Consider the following 16,314-nt stretch of genomic DNA (forward strand, 5'->3'; position numbering starts at 1 on the left):
AACCGTATCTGGGATAGAGCTTTTCAGATTCTGCAGGTGATGGAGCGGCGCCAAGGTCCGCGCGATGTCTTCCCGGTCATAGCCAGCCGGGAAATGATCCAGCTGGAAGTCGGTCTCCCGCAGGATCCCCTCTTCCATGACCAGCTGACCCGTATTGCGGTCCTTGATATTGATGACCGTCTTGATATTCTCAGACAGCGAGCTCATCACATCCTGCACGAAGATGAGTGAGCAGCCCAGATCCGTCGGGTCCTCCATGAAGAACTCCATGATGACATGGTCCAGGATCAGCTTCTCATCCGTGATGATGACCACATAGTGGGGACTGTAGAGGGTCGTCTCCTGCCGAATCGCTTCTTCCTTCTGGGCCTTGCGCAGTTTCAGGATCTGATTCAGGCTGTTCAGCACCTGATCATGGGTCCGCTGATTGTAGACAAAGCCCCGCACATTGAGCTCCTGCAGGGTCGCATGCGGCAGCCAGCGCAGCCAGTCCCACTGGTCCCGCTCCTCCTCCGGCATGATGGTGATAAACTGCACATCATGATAAGAGTGGAAGACCGCCAGCTGCATGACCAAGAGCTGGAGCTGTTCCAGCACTAAGTTTCTGGGGCCGATATAGCCGACCGGCCCATGGCTGAGATTGGCCACGATGGGCAGATCCGGGATTTTCTTATGCCGGGTATAGAGGGCATAGCCCTCCTCTTCCAGCGCATCCTTCTTGCCGCTGCGCTCCTCCTGACCGTAGGTCAGCTGATAGGAGGTCGGCACCTGCCCCAGACCCAGACGGTAATAGAGAAAGTCAAAGTGCAGCGGCGTCTTCTCGTAGATCCGGTGGCTGTAGCTGTCCACCAGCTCCGTCAGCTCCCCGATATTGGGGAAGTGGTAGAGCATGCCGTCGCGCTGTTCGCGCTCCAGCTTGGTCAGCTCAATGGCCTTGTCCTTCAGATAAAGCCGGTAGAGGTCCACCCGATCCTTCTTTTCCTGCTTGAATTTCTTACGGTTTTTAAAGAAAGTCCGAATAGAGAAAATCACACTGGCCCCAGACATGGCTACCGTCGCAAGGATATAGATCCCCCGCGGCTGCACCAGCGTGATCAGCACCGTCACCCCGATCATGAGCAGGGGCGGCACGACCAGTCTCAAGAGCTCATCACTGGGCTTGGTCGGTTCCTGACTGGGCGGAGTGATCCGAATCTTCTCCTCCGAACCCCGGTAGATGATCCGCGGCGAGCGGTGGTAGTCCGGATAATCCGGATAAAAACCGTGGCGGGAAGCCGCCCGCAGAGTCAGCTCCGGCCGGACAGCCGCCGGCCCGGTCACCCAGATTTCCTCCGGAAAGACCTTGAAGCAGACCGAAGCAAGGCTCAGCTCATCCCCCGCCTCCAGCAGCACTTCCCGCTCTGAGCAGCGGACATTATTGAGATAGAAAACACCGCGCAGATTGGTCAAATGCCAGCTGCTGCCCTCCCTGCGCAGCAGGAGTTCTGCCGGCAGCTCGACCTGCAGTGCCGCTCCTTTGTGATTGCTGATCAGCAGCTCCTGTCGGTCCAGCAGATCATAGACAGCCGGCTCCGAGTCGGCCTGATAGAGGATTAGATCGCCCAGAGCCAGACCGTCGGTCACGAGCCCTGTCTCTTCGCCCATCTGGTAGAAAAGCTCGTCCCCCGACAGCTGCAGCCAGATGGCCACTTCCTGTCCGGGCAGATAGAGCTGGGCCTTTTCACTGGCTCCCAAGAGCACTTTCCTGTCCTCTGTCAGCGGCAGCTCATAGCGCAGACCGTCGTTATAGATGATAATGGTCTTGGTCATACTTACTCCTTCGCTGCACTGCTGGAGGAGGCTGCCTCACTGCTGGAAGCTGCTGTATCAGAAGCAGCACTTCCCTCACCGGAAGCCCCTGAGCTGGAGTCGCTGGTCAGAAGCTCCTTGCGGCTGTCCCAGTATTTCTTGTACTCGCCTTCCAAGGACTCAAGCTTGCTTTCTCGATCCTTACCAGACAAACTATCGTCCTCGCGCACCTGCTTCATCTCCTGCGTCAGAGCATAGATAATCAGGTCGGAATCATTGATCCGCTTGGCCGTATCCAGCGCATCCTCAAAGTCATTGCGCCCCACCTGAATCCAGTAGTTCAGATAGAGATCATCCGACTTGAGGGTCACATTATTGAGGATGACCTTGCGCTGATCGTCGGAAAACTCCATCCCCTGGATATAGGAATAGGCCAGCTCATACTTCTGCGTATTCGGCAGCGATTTCGGCGCAATCCCCTCCAGCTCATCAATGACCTGACTGTAGTCCACCTTGATAAAGGCCGTGTCCGCCTGCAGCAGCTTTTCCTTGAAAGGATTTTGAAGGAAAATCAGGTAAATCAGCGGAATGGTCAAAATGACCACAGCAGCCGTCAGCCAGATGGTCGCCAGCTTAAAAACCTTGTGCTGGCGCTTGGACACCAGAGCCAGCTTTTCCGCTTCTTCAGCGGATTTTTCGCGGTAGGATTTCTCCAAAACAGCAACTGCCGCTTCAATGCTCTCAGCCTGACGCAGCTCGACCAGAAAGTCCGGCAGCGTCTCCAGCTCCAAAGAGCCTTTGTAGAGCTCCATAAAGTCCAAGTCGGCAAAGAGTGTCACCGTGAAGCACTTGGCCTGACGCAGAAAGTCCTCTCTGGAAAGTGCCTGCGGCGTCATAATCCCCGGAACCCCGCGGTAGGCAATCCTAGCCTGAGCATCCTTGCTGATAAAGAGATTGCTGGGATGCAGCAGGAAGGTCACCGGCAGCTCCAAAGCCGCTTCCAGCGCAAAAACATTGAGAGCCAGCCGAATCCGCTCCGAAATCGTGCGCTTCTGGATATCTTCCCTTGACAGGCCCAAAGGCTCAATCTGATAGCTGAAATAAACGCTGTCATGGTCAGACTTGGTCTCCTGCTCCAAAAAGAGCGGATGGTGCAGGTTCAAGATCAGCAGCTCCCGCAGATCCTGAGTGGCCACATCTGAGCGTTTGAGTGTCAGCTCCCAGTTCTTTTCATTTTTTTCATAGATAAATTCTTGTTCAGCAAATACAAATTTTTCCTCTGCCACCTTAAATCTCCTCAATCTCTACTAAATCTCCCGTCGTCACCGGATAATCCGTCAGAAGCTTGCCTTCATCCAAGATCATCCCTTTATTGACAATCCGCAGCTGATACTTCCGACGCTCTATCTGGATATTGAAAATCTGGTCAATCTCCCGGATGAAACGGCGAACCTCAATCCGTTTGGGAATGCGAATATCCACATCCTTCTCCTGCAAACGGAGTGTAATATTGATATGTCCTTCCATATTTATCTATCTCCCTTACTGATGCGAAAGCTGAGAAAAGCCGTCAGGCCGACCAAAAGCATGGCTGCTGCAAAATAGAAAACACCCGGCAGAAAGTCATTCCAGCTGCTGCCCTCATCCTGATTGTTTAAATTGCTCTGCAGCTTGGACAGTTTCTCCGTTCCCGGCTGAAACAGCTCCTTACCATGATAAATATCCGTCTTCCCCTGTATAGCAGAAAACAGCTGTCCCGCTTCCGTGGCCAACTGTTTGTTTTGGTACTGCTTCATTTCCTGAATTTTTTCCTGATTTTCGGCAATGAAAAGAGACTTGGTGCCTTCCGACTGCGCACCAAAGTTCATCTCTTGCTCCTTTTCAATCCGAGAATTATCTATCTGTAAGCTGTTGTCCCTCAAGTCATCTGCGGCAGCAGCCGGCGCCGCAAATGCAGAAAGGACCAGGAATAAAGACAGGACTTTTTTCATCATTTTCTAAACTTCCTCAGTTTTTAATGTTTTTGTCTTGATAAAGATATTGGCTGCCACCAGCAGAGCCAGAACCACAATCAGACCAAAGACAGCAAAGAAGCCGGCGGTCTTTCCGTCAAAGTAGCCAGAAAGCATGCCTTCCAGCACAGACAGAGCGTTGAGATTCTTGATAAAGGCCGGGAAGCCGGTCAGGCTGGCAGTCGTACCGATTGCGTTGGACAGGTAGACAAAGCTGACAATCATGAAGAAAGCCAAGCCCATTCCCAGTACGCGGAAATGCTTGAGAATGAGATACTGCCCCTGAATGAGGACAAAGCTGGCTACGACAATCAGCAGTACCCAAGACGGTACATATTCTTTTCCGACATAGAGCTGAACGCTGGAGACAATCCCGATAATCAGGCCGATTGTCAGAGACAGGAAGCCCAAGATTCCCACCGTGGTGATATCCGTATCCTGCAGCTTATTCAGCTTAAATCTGTCTTTGACCCTGCGGACAATGTTTTGCGTTGCAAAGAGATAGGCCGTAAAGAGGCTGACAATCTCCAGCAGCAGGATCCAGGTAAATGGACGGTAAACATTGACGGTGGCCTTGACAGACGAAGACGACTGGGCGACCGGACTGGACAGGAAGTCCAGCAGCACTTCATTTGGAACCCCATTCTCATAGGCATTGTTGAGAACCTTGACGAAGGATTCCACAAAGTTGCCGTTATCTTCCAATTCCTTATTGAACTGCCCCATCAGGCCCTCTGCGTCCGTTGACAGTTTTTCAGTCGTTCCCTGCGCATTTTCCAGCTCGCGGTTGAGACTGCTGAAAATCTGATTGACCGAGTCCGCCGCTTCCACATTGGTCTGAGAAGAAGCCTTAACACCAGAGGTCGAAGCCAGAAGAGACGTAAATTCTGATCCCAGTGAGGTCAGATCGGAGTCTGTCTTAGCAAAGGCTTTCGAACTGCTGTCTTGAGAGACAGCGATTGCCTCCTTCATCTCTCCATATTTTTTTATCTGCGCACTAATCATTGCTGCAAGATCTTGATTGCTGGTTCTGACACCCTCAATCTTAGTTTTGAGCTGGTCGATGGACACATTCAGATTTTGCTGTACACCCTGATCCGGCTGACCGTTGTCACCCTGAGATAGACTATTTTGATAGGAATCAAGGTTAGATTGGATGGCATCCACCAAGAGGTTGGTCAGAGCCTCGGTCATATCGCCATTCTTCAGCTCCTGCAGAGAGTAGTAGGCATCCAGCAATCCTTGAACACGAGTATAAGCAGAAGCAATTTGCTGTGTTTTTTGACCATAAAGGGCTGCTGCTTGCCGCACTGCTGGAAGGTCCGCATTTACGCTAGTGGCCTGCACACCATTGAGCATGATGCTGATAGAAGCGTTGGTTGAGTTCGCAGCTGCATCATTGGTGACACTGTACTGCACTTCAAATGTGCCATTTTCAACCAAATTAATCTTCTGACCGTCTGTAAGGGCAGTCCCTGCATAAGATACAGAATTGACTGTCACTCCTGACGGTGCCGTCCAAGACACGCTTCCGCTTGTTCCGGCTTGACCGGCTGTTCCGCTGGTGGCAGTAGCCTGATTGACTAATTCAGCCAATTCACCAGAAGATGGGCCGCCGCCCGGTGTGCCGAACTGTCTCGCGGCACTGTAGTCCACACTTGGAACTGACACAGAAAGATTGAAAGCACTGAATGTCTGACCGCTGAAATCGTCTGCCGGAAGTTCTGCCACAGCCGCTGCCAGCTGATTTTTCAGTGCATTTTCCGCATTGGTCAGCTTGTCAGAAGCAGCTGTATTCAGGACTTGGCCCAAAGTGAGACTGTTTCCTCTGTTCACGCCATAGTAAGTTTCCAGCTTCTGAGCCACAAACTCACTAATCACCTGCTTATGACCATCCAGCTTAGCCCGCTCTGCCTGCAAGGCAGCTTCCAAGTCTGAGACCTGCTTAGCCAAGTTATCAGCGTCGTCATTATTGGCTTGGGCTGTTTCCCCCAGCTGACTGGTCAGATTAGCCTGATTCTCTTGCAAGGCACTATATTGACTCTCAATCAATTGATGCAAACCATCTGTCCCAATCAGCTGATCCATAAAGGCAGCATAGCTGATCTGGTCTTCTCCCCGCTGCTTGATTAGGTTTTCAAAATTATTTCCGTAGGCTGACTGAGACTGGTCCAAGTCATCAAAGGCCTTAGAATAGGTCTCCAGAGTCGTCTTCAGGGAGTTGTTGGCCTCCACAGATGATGAAGACATGCTGACCAGGGTCGGGAAGATATTCTTAGATCCGATTGCAGACTCCAGCAGGTTGGTCCGGTAGCTGCCGATATTGGCGATCTGCACCTCTGAGCTGGCCTGCACATTTTGCTGAGCCGTATAGAGATTGCTCAGGATGCTGGCCATATACATATCCACCAGCTGACTGTTGAGGTCAGCGATAATGTCCTTGGCCAGATTGTTGGCATCATTTTCCACCTGCAGATTGCCGGCCGCATTGACCTTATAGGTCACGGTCGTCTTGTCAGCACTGATAGCATTGACATCCAGGATTTTTTCTGAAAAGTCACTTGGAATCGTGATGGCCAGCTGGTACTTGCCGTTGCTCAGACCGCTGTCAGCAGCACCGCGCGTTACGACAAACCAGTTTTGCGAATCATCGCGCTCAATGTTTTTCACATAGCTGGCACCGAGATTGTATTCTTTCTTATCCACCCGGACAGCCTGGTCTTCATTGACAATAGCGACATTCAGCTTGGTCTGCTGACTGGTTTTCAGTTTGCTGTTATTGCTGCTGGTCGTATTCTTTTGAACCGAGATATTCAGAGCAACAACCGCCGCCAGCAAAGCAATAATTAAAACAATATTTCCTATATACTTAATAACTTTTTTATTTCCCATGAATCGTTTTCTTTTTCTGTAAATTTTGTAATCGTTAAAGGAGGAGCACATCAAAAAGACACAGATAGCCCCAACAGTCTTGTTTATTTCAGATTGTCAGAGCTTACAAATTTACTATATGAGGGGCTTCTTCCGCAGGAAGAAAGCAGCCGTCTTTTCTTCTTTTTATTCTTTACAAAAATAGGAAGGCTCTCGCCTTCCTAAAGCCACTTATAACAAAATTAACGAATTTGTGCAGCGATATCTTGGTCAGTTTGCTCAACGATGTCAGCAACTTTAACCAACTGAACGTTGATATCTTGAAGCAATTGTGCAAATTCTCTGATTTTTGGAGACAACTCGTTGAACTGAGCTTCAAAGCTGTCAAATGCAGAACCATCCCAGTTAGCAGAAATAGTTTCTTGCTCGTTAGTCAAATTAGTCAAAATTTGAGTTACTTCTTCAGAACCTTGAGTGTATCTAGTTGCAGATTGACGAAGTTCTTCTGGAGTTAATTTAATTAGTGCCATAGTTTTCTCCTTTAGCAAATTTATATAACAATTAGATTATATCAATTATTACTTTATGTTTCAAGCCTTTTTCTGAAATTTATGCAAAAAATATATTGACAACCTGTCAACCATTTTCCCGCAAATCCTTGATCTATCAACGTTCTGTCAAGCCTGTACAGCAGGCAAAAAACTCATAATAAATGATCAGAAAAATGACAAACAGATTACTGGCTGCTTTCAAGCTCCAAATCCGCCGCCTCCAAAACCGCCTGAGCGGCATTGCGGGCATTGATGATGGGCTGCGTCAGTCTAGGACGTTCTCCCTCAGGGATGACGACCGAATCATCGCCGACCTGGGCTATCTGCGAATTAAAATTGGCTTTGGCTGTTTCCAGTGTGTCTTTTGTATCCTGCAGATTTTGACGGTAGGTCTCCCTATCCGAAGCCGGCAGCTTCTCCGCCAAGGCCTGTGTCCGCTCCCAGTAGCCGTCAGCCAGCTTGGTAAAGAGAGCTTTGAAATCTCCGACAGTCTGAGCCGCAGCAATCTCGTCATCCGTCAGCAAAGGCTCGCTGACCGCTGCTGAACTGGAAGACTGCTCCGTCTTGCTGACCGCTGAACTTTCCGATATCGAACTGGAAGCGGATGACCCAGTGTCGCTCTTGTTGCCGCAAGCAGCCAGAGCTGTCACCGCCAGTAAAGCAAGGACTGATGAAAATAATTTTTTCTTCATAGGGAACTCCTTTATTATTATAATACAGTATTATTTTATAGGTTTTCCCTGTTTTTGTCAACCGTTTTTGTCTCCGAATACTCAATGACGGCAATCCACACTGGGCTGAAGCAGAAAGGGCGGCAGAAGTGACTCCCTGACGGCGGCGCCAGACCCTAGGCCAGAACAGCGGACACGAGGCTGAGACAGACTCCCCTCTGCGGGTGAGGGCGCAGCCATCATGGGAGTCTGTCCCACCGCCTTATCAGCCAGCTCAAAGCAGCGTTATGGTCGAGAGTGGAGCAGCCTCTTTATCTGCAGCCTCAGCATCTCCGCTGAAGCTCTTGGGCGCTTCCCAGCAGTCTTTTATCTGTCAGCCCCTGAGCAGCAGGCCATCATTTGCAAACATTTCTCTTTAAAAGCCTAATGCTTCAAATACCGACTGAAAGTTGGACTGAATCTGGTCCAGACTGACCGTGACTTCGGATCGGTTCTGGTTGTTCTTGACCGTAACCTGTCCGCTTTCGACTTCGCTTTCCCCCAGCGTAATCAGGGTCTTGGCCCCAAAGCTGTCAGCAGATTTGAACTGCGCCTTGAGCTTGCGGTCTAGATAGTCCCGCTCAGCCGCAAAGCCTTGGGCGCGGAGAGCCTGCACCAGCTCCAGAGCGCTGCTGTTGGCGCCAGCCCCTAAGACAGCGACATACACGTCCAGGCCAGTCTCAACCGGCAGCTCCACTCCCTGCTTGTCCAGTACCAGAAGCAGGCGCTCCAGCCCCATACCAAAGCCGACACCCGGCGTTTCCGGACCGCCAAAGTAAGCGACCAAACCGTCATACCGGCCGCCGGCACAGATGGTCAGCTCACTGCCGGCCACATCAGTGGTGAACTCAAAAATCGTGTGGTTATAGTAGTCCAGACCGCGAACCATATTGGTGTTGATAACATAAGGAATGTCCAGACTTTCCAGCATGGCGCGGACGGCCTCAAAGTAGGCCCGGCTGTCCTCATCCAGATAGTCCAGAATAGACGGCGCTCCTGCTACAGCAGCCTTGTCCTCTTTTTCCTTAGAATCCAGCACGCGCAGCGGATTTTCCGCCAGACGCCGCTGACTGTCCGCTGAAAGGCTGTCCTTGAGCGGTGTCAGGTAGTCGATCAGGGCCTGCCGGTAGGCAGCCCGGCTGTCCGGATTGCCCAGACTGTTGAGCTGCAGACTGACATTGCGGATGCCGATTTCCTTGAAAAACTGAGCCGCCATGGCAATCATTTCCACATCTGTCGCCGGATTGCTAGAGCCAAAACACTCCGCTCCGATTTGATGAAATTCCCGCAGACGGCCAGCCTGAGGCCGCTCATAGCGGAACATAGAGCCCATGTAGTAAACCTTGACCGGCTTTTGCACTTCCGGCGCAAAGAGCTTGTTTTCCACATAAGAGCGGACCACCGGGGCAGTGCCTTCCGGCCGCAGCGTGATATGGCGGTCGCCCTTGTCGTAAAAATCATACATTTCCTTGGTGACAATATCGGTCGTATCGCCGACAGAACGGCTGATGACCTCATAGTGCTCAAAGATTGGTGTACGGATTTCACCGTAATGGTATTTCCTGAATGTCTTGCGGGCAAATTCTTCCACATACTGCCACTTAGCAGCATCCTGCGGGAGAATATCCTGAGTACCTTTAGGTTTCTGTAATTTCATCTTTTGACCTCTGCCTTCTTTCAATAAGTCCATTTTACCATAAATGGCTGTTTTTTAGGAGCGCAAAGAGAATTTTTCCAAAAGACTGGTCCGAAAGCTTGGTCTTGAAACCCGCAGCCATCACAGCAGCGCTTTGTCCATCAACTCCAGCACAGTCTCGCCGATTCTGTTTCCTACTCTTTGAAAAGCAAGAGCGGATGAAAAGAGACGGGGCTCAGACAGACCATTGGGCCGGGCAGGCTGCTTTTTGAAACTCCGCCGCTGGTCCGGCAAAATAAAATCCGTTTTCATTGCATAAAATAGCTTGAAAAAAAGTCAGAATTGTGAGAAAATAAAAACAATTCAAGAGAGATAGGAAGGAAGGGCCATGAGAGACGATATCAAAATCAACGACCGCGCCGCTGCCATTGCAGACAAACTAATCGAGCAGCTGGAGCGCATTTACGACCCGGAAGTCGAGCTGGATGTTTACAATTTGGGGCTGATTTATGAGATTAATCTGGATGAAGCCGGCCACTGCAAGCTTGTCATGACCTTCACCGACACAGCCTGCGACTGTACAGAGAGCCTGCCTATTGCCATTATCAACGCCCTGCAGAAAATCGAGGAAATCGAGAGTGCCTCGGTCGAAGTCACCTGGTCTCCTGCCTGGAAAATCACTCGTATCAGCCGTTTCGGCCGTATTGCGCTGGGGATCAGCCCCAGATAAGAAATAATGACAGCCTAGGCAGTCTATTCATATCTAGTTGAAATAAACATATCAACCCGCTAGAAAAACTAGCGGGTTCTTTTGCGATATAGTCTTTTCCTTTGCTTTTAGCAGGGAAACTGTCCGGGGGGACAGTTTCAGCCTATCATTTTGAAATAAGCAAATGATAGGAAGCGAGCCGCTCAAATAGTCCAGTGGAGGTTTTGAAGCGGTGGATGGAGCTTCCGCTAGGAAGTGTCAGCAGGGCGGTGGGACAGAACTAAATTTTTAAAAATTTAGTTCCCTTCACTCTCTTGTTTCTAAGCTCAGGCTGAAAAGGTCTCCCAGACCTTTTCACTCCCAGCCCGCGAGGCTCTCACAGTCCGGGTGGACTGTGAGAGGTTGGGGATGAGGAAAACAGAGTTTTCCTCAATGTAGGAGCTTTTTGGAGTCTAAAAGACGAACAGTCTTGACACATCCTAACGGATGTTTCATCCATAACCTCAAAGCAGTGCTTTGAGCAATCAGCTACCGCGTCAAGAGTTTTTTACCAAAACAAAGCGAGACTGAAGAACTTTTTATACGGTATCTTCCAAAAGATCCATCCCTCTGTGGGTGAGGGCACAGCCATCATGGGAGTCTGTCTCAGCCTCGTTGCGGATAGAGCTTCTGCGAGAAAGTCTCCAAAGCAGGGCAAGGCGAACTATCAAAGTAATAAATGAAAAACGAAATGACGTTGCATCGCTTATTTCTTTCCTGTTTCTTCCGGTTTCCAGAAGTCGGTGACAGCCCCCTTGGCTGCTGAGGATACCATATGAGCATATTTCCCGAGAACACCGCGGCTGTAGAGCGGCGGAATGGTGGTTTCCTCTCTGCGTTTGGCCAGTTCCTCTTCAGAGACAGCCATGGAAATCTCCTTGGTATCTTGGTCAACCGTGACTGTATCTCCGGTCCGCAGATAGGCGATGGGACCGCCATCCTGAGCCTCCGGAGCGATATGCCCCACAACCAAACCGTAAGTACCGCCGGAGAAGCGGCCATCGGTCAGCAGGGCAACCTTGTCTCCCTGTCCCTTACCGACAATAATAGAAGAAAGTGACAGCATTTCCGGCATACCCGGGCCGCCTTTTGGTCCAACATAGCGCACAACCACAACATCGCCGTCCACTACTTCATCGGCCAGTACCGCATCAATGGCGGCCTCCTCTGAGTCGAAGACCTTAGCCGGTCCGACGTGGCGGCGGACCTTAACCCCAGATACCTTGGCAACCGCCCCGTCCGGTGCCAGATTGCCGTGCAGGATGATGAGCGGACCATCTGCCCGCTTAGGATTTTCCAGCGGCATGATGACCTTTTGACCCGGTGTCAGATCAGCAAAGCCGGCCAGATTTTCCGCCACAGTCTTGCCCGTACAGGTGATGCGGTCTCCATGCAGGAAGCCGTTGGCCAAGAGATACTTCATAACAGCCGGCACACCGCCGACATTGTAGAGATCTTGGAAGACATACTGACCCGACGGCTTCAGGTCGGCCAAGTGCGGCACGCGCTCCTGAATGACATTGAAGTCATCCAGCGTCAGCTCAACATTGGCTGCATGGGCAATGGCCAGCAGGTGGAGCGTTGCATTGGTCGATCCGCCCAGAGCCATAGTCACTGTAATGGCGTCTTCAAAGGCCTCGCGGGTCAGAATATCCGACGGTTTCAGTCCCATTTTCAGCATGCGGACAACCGCACGGCCCGCCTCGATAATGTCTTCTTTCTTATCCTGAGACTCGGCCGGGTGAGAGGAGGAGCCAGGCAGGCTCATGCCCAGAACTTCGATAGCCGTCGCCATGGTATTGGCTGTATACATACCGCCGCAGCCGCCGGGGCCGGGACAGGCATTGCACTCAATCCGCCGCACTTCTTCGGCTGTCAGATCGCCGTGATTCCACTTCCCAATCCCTTCAAAGACGGAAACCAAGTCAATGTCTTTGCCATCCAGATTTCCCGGCGCAATGGTCCCTCCGTAGGCAAAGATAGCCGGAATATCCATATTGGCAATGGCAATCAGCGAACCGGGCATATTCTTATCACAGCCTCCGATAGCCACAAAGGCATCCACATTGTGGCCGCCCATAGCCGCTTCGATAGAGTCTGCAATGATGTCGCGCGAAGTCAGGGAAAAGCGCATACCCGGTGTCCCCATGGCAATCCCGTCTGCCACCGTAATGGTTCCGTACTGTACCGGCCAGGCCCCCTGATCCTTGATGCCTTCCTTGGCTAGCTTCCCAAAATCATGCAGATGGATATTACAGGGCGTATTTTCCGCCCAGGTCGAAATCACTCCCACAATCGGAGAGTCAAAATCCTTGTCTGTCATCCCGGTCGCCCGCAGCATAGCGCGGTTGGGAGACTTGACCATACTGTCATAAATCTTGCTTCTGTGGCGCGTATCTACCTTATCTGTCATCTCTTTCCCTTTCCTAGCAGCATTTCTGTAACTTTCATTATACCATACTTGACCCGCCTTGGACAGAAGAAAATTTTTAAATTTTCAGAATTTTTTATTTTTTCGGAAAATAGCAGTGCTGCTCAGCCTGCTCCTGCACCGCTCATCTGCAAGCCAGTTTGGATTCATACTCTGCAGACATCTCTTCAAACCATAGCCGCGTCTCCTTGCCCTGACAGTCCGGAAAAGTGAAACGAGACTTACTTTAAAATGAAAAAAATCTGTCAAGTAACTTTACTTTACAAAAAAGTTTTGATATACTGTTACAGTTGATGAAAATCATCAAATTGAATCGAATTCATAATCTAAAAGGAGAAACCAACATGGCAGTACCTGCACGTCGCACTTCAAAAGCGAAGAAAAATAAACGCCGCACTCACTACAAAGTGACAGCTCCAACTGTAACTTTTGACGAAACTACTGGTGACTACTCACGCTCTCACCGCGTATCCCTCAAAGGATACTACAAGGGACGTAAAATCGCCAAAGCTGCAGCTGCAGAATAATAGAAGGGAGCTATCATGCGCGTAAATATTACACTTGAACACAAAGAATCCGGTGAACGCTTGTACCTTACTTCTAAAAACAAACGCAACACCCCAGACCGTCTTCAATTGAAGAAATACTCACCAAAACTCCGCAAACATGTGGTGTTTACGGAAGTGAAATAATTAATATGACAAAAGCCCTTGAAATCACCTGATTTCAAAGGCTTTTTCTTTGCTCTTCAGCGGCATCATCGCATGGGCAGGGGGCAGAAAAGCGAACGGATTCCCCTGATTATGGCTCTTCTTTCCGCCTCAGCTCAAAAAGCTCTTCGACTGTGAGCCCAAATACCTGAGCGATTTTAAGAGCCATTTCCAGCGAGGGATTGTAGCGATTGTTTTCCAGATGCAGAATGGTCTCACGGCGCATGCCGATGCGGTCGGCCAGCTCCTGCTGGGTCATGCCCTTAGACTCGCGGACGGATTTGAGATTGGTGATAATCTTGCTTTCTTTGGCCATGTTCAGCTCTCCTTCTCAAAGACAAAGAAGGCAAATCCAAAGAGCAGGACCAGGACGCCAATGGCGATGAAGAAGAGACCGGCATTGACTGCGATGGATCCCCGAACTGCGCTGATAGCTGCAAGCAGCAGCAAGGTCAGCACGCAAAGAACAAACATCAGCGTTGCCGCTTTGGCCAGATTGATGTAAAAGCGTTCATCTGCCTTTTCTTTGACCTTTTTCAAAGCGAAAAAGAGGAAAAAGAGCAGCTGGATAGCGAGGAGAGCCCCCAAGGCAATATCCTTTATCAGGGAGGGCTGGGTGCTCGGCGTCCACAGCCAGACTCCGACAGTATAGATAGAGGTTGCCGCAAGAGTCAGCAGACTATAAAATTTAGCGGTCAGGTTATAGACCTGCTTTTCCTTAACTTCTTTAATCTTTTCTGGCCACGGTTTCATGTGCAGCCAGCCCCAGACAGCTGCCAGCTGGCCCAGCCCAGCCAGACCGACAATCGTCCACTTGGCTGCCCAGCTGAGGTTGCCGGAACCAAAGAATACAGTAAAATCAATAAATAGAGCAGTGGCAATCATTGCAAGCAGACCGCCCGTTTTTTGTTTCTTTTTCATGATTGACTCCTTTCGTTATGTTAGAAATAATTCACTTCTTTATGTTATAAATATATCACCTTTCTCGGAGAAATGCAAGAGATTGCAGGCAGTCTTTTAAAAAAATTACCAAAACAGCCCCGCATCCAACGGAAATCAATTTCTCCACCCATAAAGAGGCTGCCAGCCATTCCCTTGCCTGGCTCAGGGCAAAAAGAAAAAGCCTGAAAACAGCTGAGCTGCTCATTCAGGCTTGATACAATCAGAAACTGCATTTCCTTTGACCGCTTCTTCGAGGCCGGGACGAAAGTACCCAGCTTCGTATAGTCCATTCAATTGTTTGATGTTCCAGACGCAGTGGTTAGGAAGTTCTGTTGTTGACTTTAGTCAACTGGCATTTCCCCTGCACACAGGACGGCTGACTGAGTGTCATCAGAAAGAGAGTCGATAGTACTAACGGGCAGCAACGGCATTGTAGACCATCGGCTTGACGATTTTCTGGCAGCCGATACTCATCAGATAGGACAGCAGGAAAATGATAAAGACGCCAAAGCTGTAGACGGTATTGCGAGGCATCAGCAGCCTAAAAAGGAAGATAATAAAAGGATGGATGATATAAATCATGGTGGCGTATTTTTTGGCGATATTATTCAGGATAGGGATATTGATATTGCGGGAATTTCTGATGGCATAGAGGAAAATGGCACTGGACAGAAAAAGTGTGCTGGGATAGAGGTCATACTCCGTCCCGATAAAGCGGTACTCCAGCAAGATCATGCCGGCGATGCCCAGGCCCAGGCCCCATTTCTGCACTGCAGACAGCTGATAAGACAAGATGCGCTCCCGATACCGAGCGAACTGCATTCCTGCGATAAAGAAGGGGAAGCCAAGAAAGAGAAAGTTGCGGTAGTAAAATTCATTGTCCGTGCTGAATTCTATGCAGAAAGCTGCCGCCAGCAAGAGCAGGGATACCCCAAAGGTAGACAGGTGGTGAAAATGCTTATAAAAGAGGAGATAGAGCAGATAAATGTAGGAAATAGCCAGCAGATACCAAGTCGGTGTCCCGGCTGATCCGATTAATTCTTTGGGACTGTTAAAGAGGAAAAAGTCTATAAAATCAGTTGCTTTCAGCTCTGCCAGTTTCTCTGCCAAACCTTCCCTCGCCGTCAGATTGATCACATGAACCGCACCATAAAAGAGAAAACTGCCTGCGGTCAGAAGCAGCATCTGCTTAAGCCGGCTCTTTACTTTCTCCCTTGAGATATGAAAGGAGAAATAGCCCGACAGCATCATAAAGAAGGGAACGGCAAAACGGGCTACAATCTGATAAAAGTCCCCAAATTCCCCGGGCAGCAGAAAATGCAGGGTCACAATACTAAAACATGCCAAGGCCTTGACAGCATGCAGGGTCGTATTTTCGGTTTTCATCGCTGGTTTCCTCTCATTCAGCAGCATTCAAGATAGCAGCTTTGTGCCTAGTACTCATTCTGTTTTAAACTCACAGCTCCTCATCGCCTTGCTTCGGCAGGCTGTTGGAGGCGGGTGGGGAAGGGCGGCGGGACAGACTCCCATGATGGCGGCGCCCTCACCCGCAAAGGGGCGTCTCTTTGATAAGGTACTGCATAGGATCCACTCTCCAGTACAGCTGAGACTTCCTGGCGGCTGTTTCTACTCCAGACAGTGCTCTCAAAAGTCAGAGAAAGGCCCCTAGATTTTCCTCTGTGAATCTCATAGATTGAGTCTAACTTGCTGAACATTATAGCATTTCTCTTGTTCCATTCTGAATACAGACTATTACGCTCACATTAAAAAATGCTTCATTTTATGACAGGAAAAATGAAGCAGCATTGACTGTCAGGAAATGAACAGCAGCGCCGCTGGCGGCTTCCTTCAAAAAGGGTGTTCTGCATTGCCACACTTCCTTTAATAAGCTTCGAAAAATAGCAGCAGCTCGCAT

14 protein-coding genes and 1 pseudogene are annotated in these 16,314 nt (G+C 50.0%); 3 read left to right on the forward strand and 12 right to left on the reverse strand.

Features of this window, described 5'->3' with window-relative positions:
- The 8 genes and pseudogenes from STRDD11_RS02690 to hisS all read right to left on the reverse strand — a co-directional run.
- Positions 1-1,809: pseudogene (locus STRDD11_RS02690) on the reverse strand (type VII secretion protein EssC); the annotation flags it as partial.
- Positions 1,810-1,811: 2 nt separating this feature from the next.
- Positions 1,812-3,074 (reverse strand): type VII secretion protein EssB, encoded by a 1,263-nt coding sequence (gene essB, locus STRDD11_RS02695; RefSeq protein ID WP_128835081.1) that lies wholly within the window; start codon positions 3,072-3,074, stop codon positions 1,812-1,814.
- A 1-nt stretch (position 3,075) separates the two neighbouring features.
- A complete protein-coding gene (locus STRDD11_RS02700; RefSeq protein ID WP_128835083.1) occupies positions 3,076-3,315 on the reverse strand; it encodes an EsaB/YukD family protein in 240 nt (79 codons plus the stop codon).
- A gap of 2 nt (positions 3,316-3,317) precedes the next feature.
- Positions 3,318-3,779 carry a type VII secretion protein EssA gene (gene essA, locus STRDD11_RS02705; RefSeq protein WP_128835368.1) on the reverse strand — a complete coding sequence of 154 codons (462 nt, stop codon included), beginning with the start codon at positions 3,777-3,779 and terminating at the stop codon, positions 3,318-3,320.
- Positions 3,780-3,785: 6 nt separating this feature from the next.
- Positions 3,786-6,692 (reverse strand): type VII secretion protein EsaA, encoded by a 2,907-nt coding sequence (gene esaA / locus STRDD11_RS02710; RefSeq protein ID WP_128835085.1) that lies wholly within the window; start codon positions 6,690-6,692, stop codon positions 3,786-3,788.
- Between the two features lie 221 nt (positions 6,693-6,913).
- A complete protein-coding gene (locus tag STRDD11_RS02715; RefSeq protein ID WP_128835087.1) occupies positions 6,914-7,201 on the reverse strand; it encodes a WXG100 family type VII secretion target in 288 nt (95 codons plus the stop codon).
- A gap of 206 nt (positions 7,202-7,407) precedes the next feature.
- Positions 7,408-7,914 (reverse strand): hypothetical protein, encoded by a 507-nt coding sequence (locus STRDD11_RS02720; protein WP_128835090.1) that lies wholly within the window; start codon positions 7,912-7,914, stop codon positions 7,408-7,410.
- Positions 7,915-8,308: 394 nt separating this feature from the next.
- Entirely contained in the window at positions 8,309-9,589 is a 1,281-nt protein-coding gene (gene hisS, locus STRDD11_RS02725) for a histidine--tRNA ligase (protein ID WP_128835091.1), read from the reverse strand.
- Positions 9,590-9,956: 367 nt separating this feature from the next.
- Here hisS and STRDD11_RS02730 point away from each other — a divergent pair, with 367 nt between their 5' ends.
- On the forward strand, positions 9,957-10,298 hold the full coding sequence (locus STRDD11_RS02730) for a metal-sulfur cluster assembly factor (RefSeq protein ID WP_128835093.1): 342 nt from the start codon (positions 9,957-9,959) through the stop codon (positions 10,296-10,298).
- A 724-nt stretch (positions 10,299-11,022) separates the two neighbouring features.
- Here STRDD11_RS02730 and ilvD read toward each other — a convergent pair.
- Entirely contained in the window at positions 11,023-12,729 is a 1,707-nt protein-coding gene (gene ilvD / locus STRDD11_RS02735; protein WP_128835095.1) for a dihydroxy-acid dehydratase, read from the reverse strand.
- Between the two features lie 362 nt (positions 12,730-13,091).
- Here ilvD and rpmF point away from each other — a divergent pair, with 362 nt between their 5' ends.
- Entirely contained in the window at positions 13,092-13,274 is a 183-nt protein-coding gene (gene rpmF / locus STRDD11_RS02740) for a 50S ribosomal protein L32 (protein WP_002894148.1), read from the forward strand.
- A 15-nt stretch (positions 13,275-13,289) separates the two neighbouring features.
- A complete protein-coding gene (gene rpmG / locus STRDD11_RS02745) occupies positions 13,290-13,439 on the forward strand; it encodes a 50S ribosomal protein L33 (protein WP_001265622.1) in 150 nt (49 codons plus the stop codon).
- Positions 13,440-13,548: 109 nt separating this feature from the next.
- Here rpmG and STRDD11_RS02750 read toward each other — a convergent pair whose 3' ends face one another.
- The 3 genes from STRDD11_RS02750 to STRDD11_RS02760 all read right to left on the reverse strand — a co-directional run bounded on the left by STRDD11_RS02750 (position 13,549) and on the right by STRDD11_RS02760 (position 15,785).
- Entirely contained in the window at positions 13,549-13,773 is a 225-nt protein-coding gene (locus STRDD11_RS02750) for a helix-turn-helix transcriptional regulator (RefSeq protein ID WP_128835097.1), read from the reverse strand.
- Positions 13,774-13,775: 2 nt separating this feature from the next.
- Positions 13,776-14,378, reverse strand: coding sequence for a DUF3796 domain-containing protein (locus tag STRDD11_RS02755; RefSeq protein WP_128835099.1), 603 nt, complete (start codon positions 14,376-14,378; stop codon positions 13,776-13,778).
- A gap of 432 nt (positions 14,379-14,810) precedes the next feature.
- A complete protein-coding gene (locus tag STRDD11_RS02760; RefSeq protein WP_128835101.1) occupies positions 14,811-15,785 on the reverse strand; it encodes an acyltransferase family protein in 975 nt (324 codons plus the stop codon).
- Positions 15,786-16,314: the final 529 nt, after the last annotated feature.

The organism is Streptococcus sp. DD11 (assembly GCF_001578865.1).
GTDB classification, from domain to species: domain Bacteria; phylum Bacillota; class Bacilli; order Lactobacillales; family Streptococcaceae; genus Streptococcus; species Streptococcus panodentis.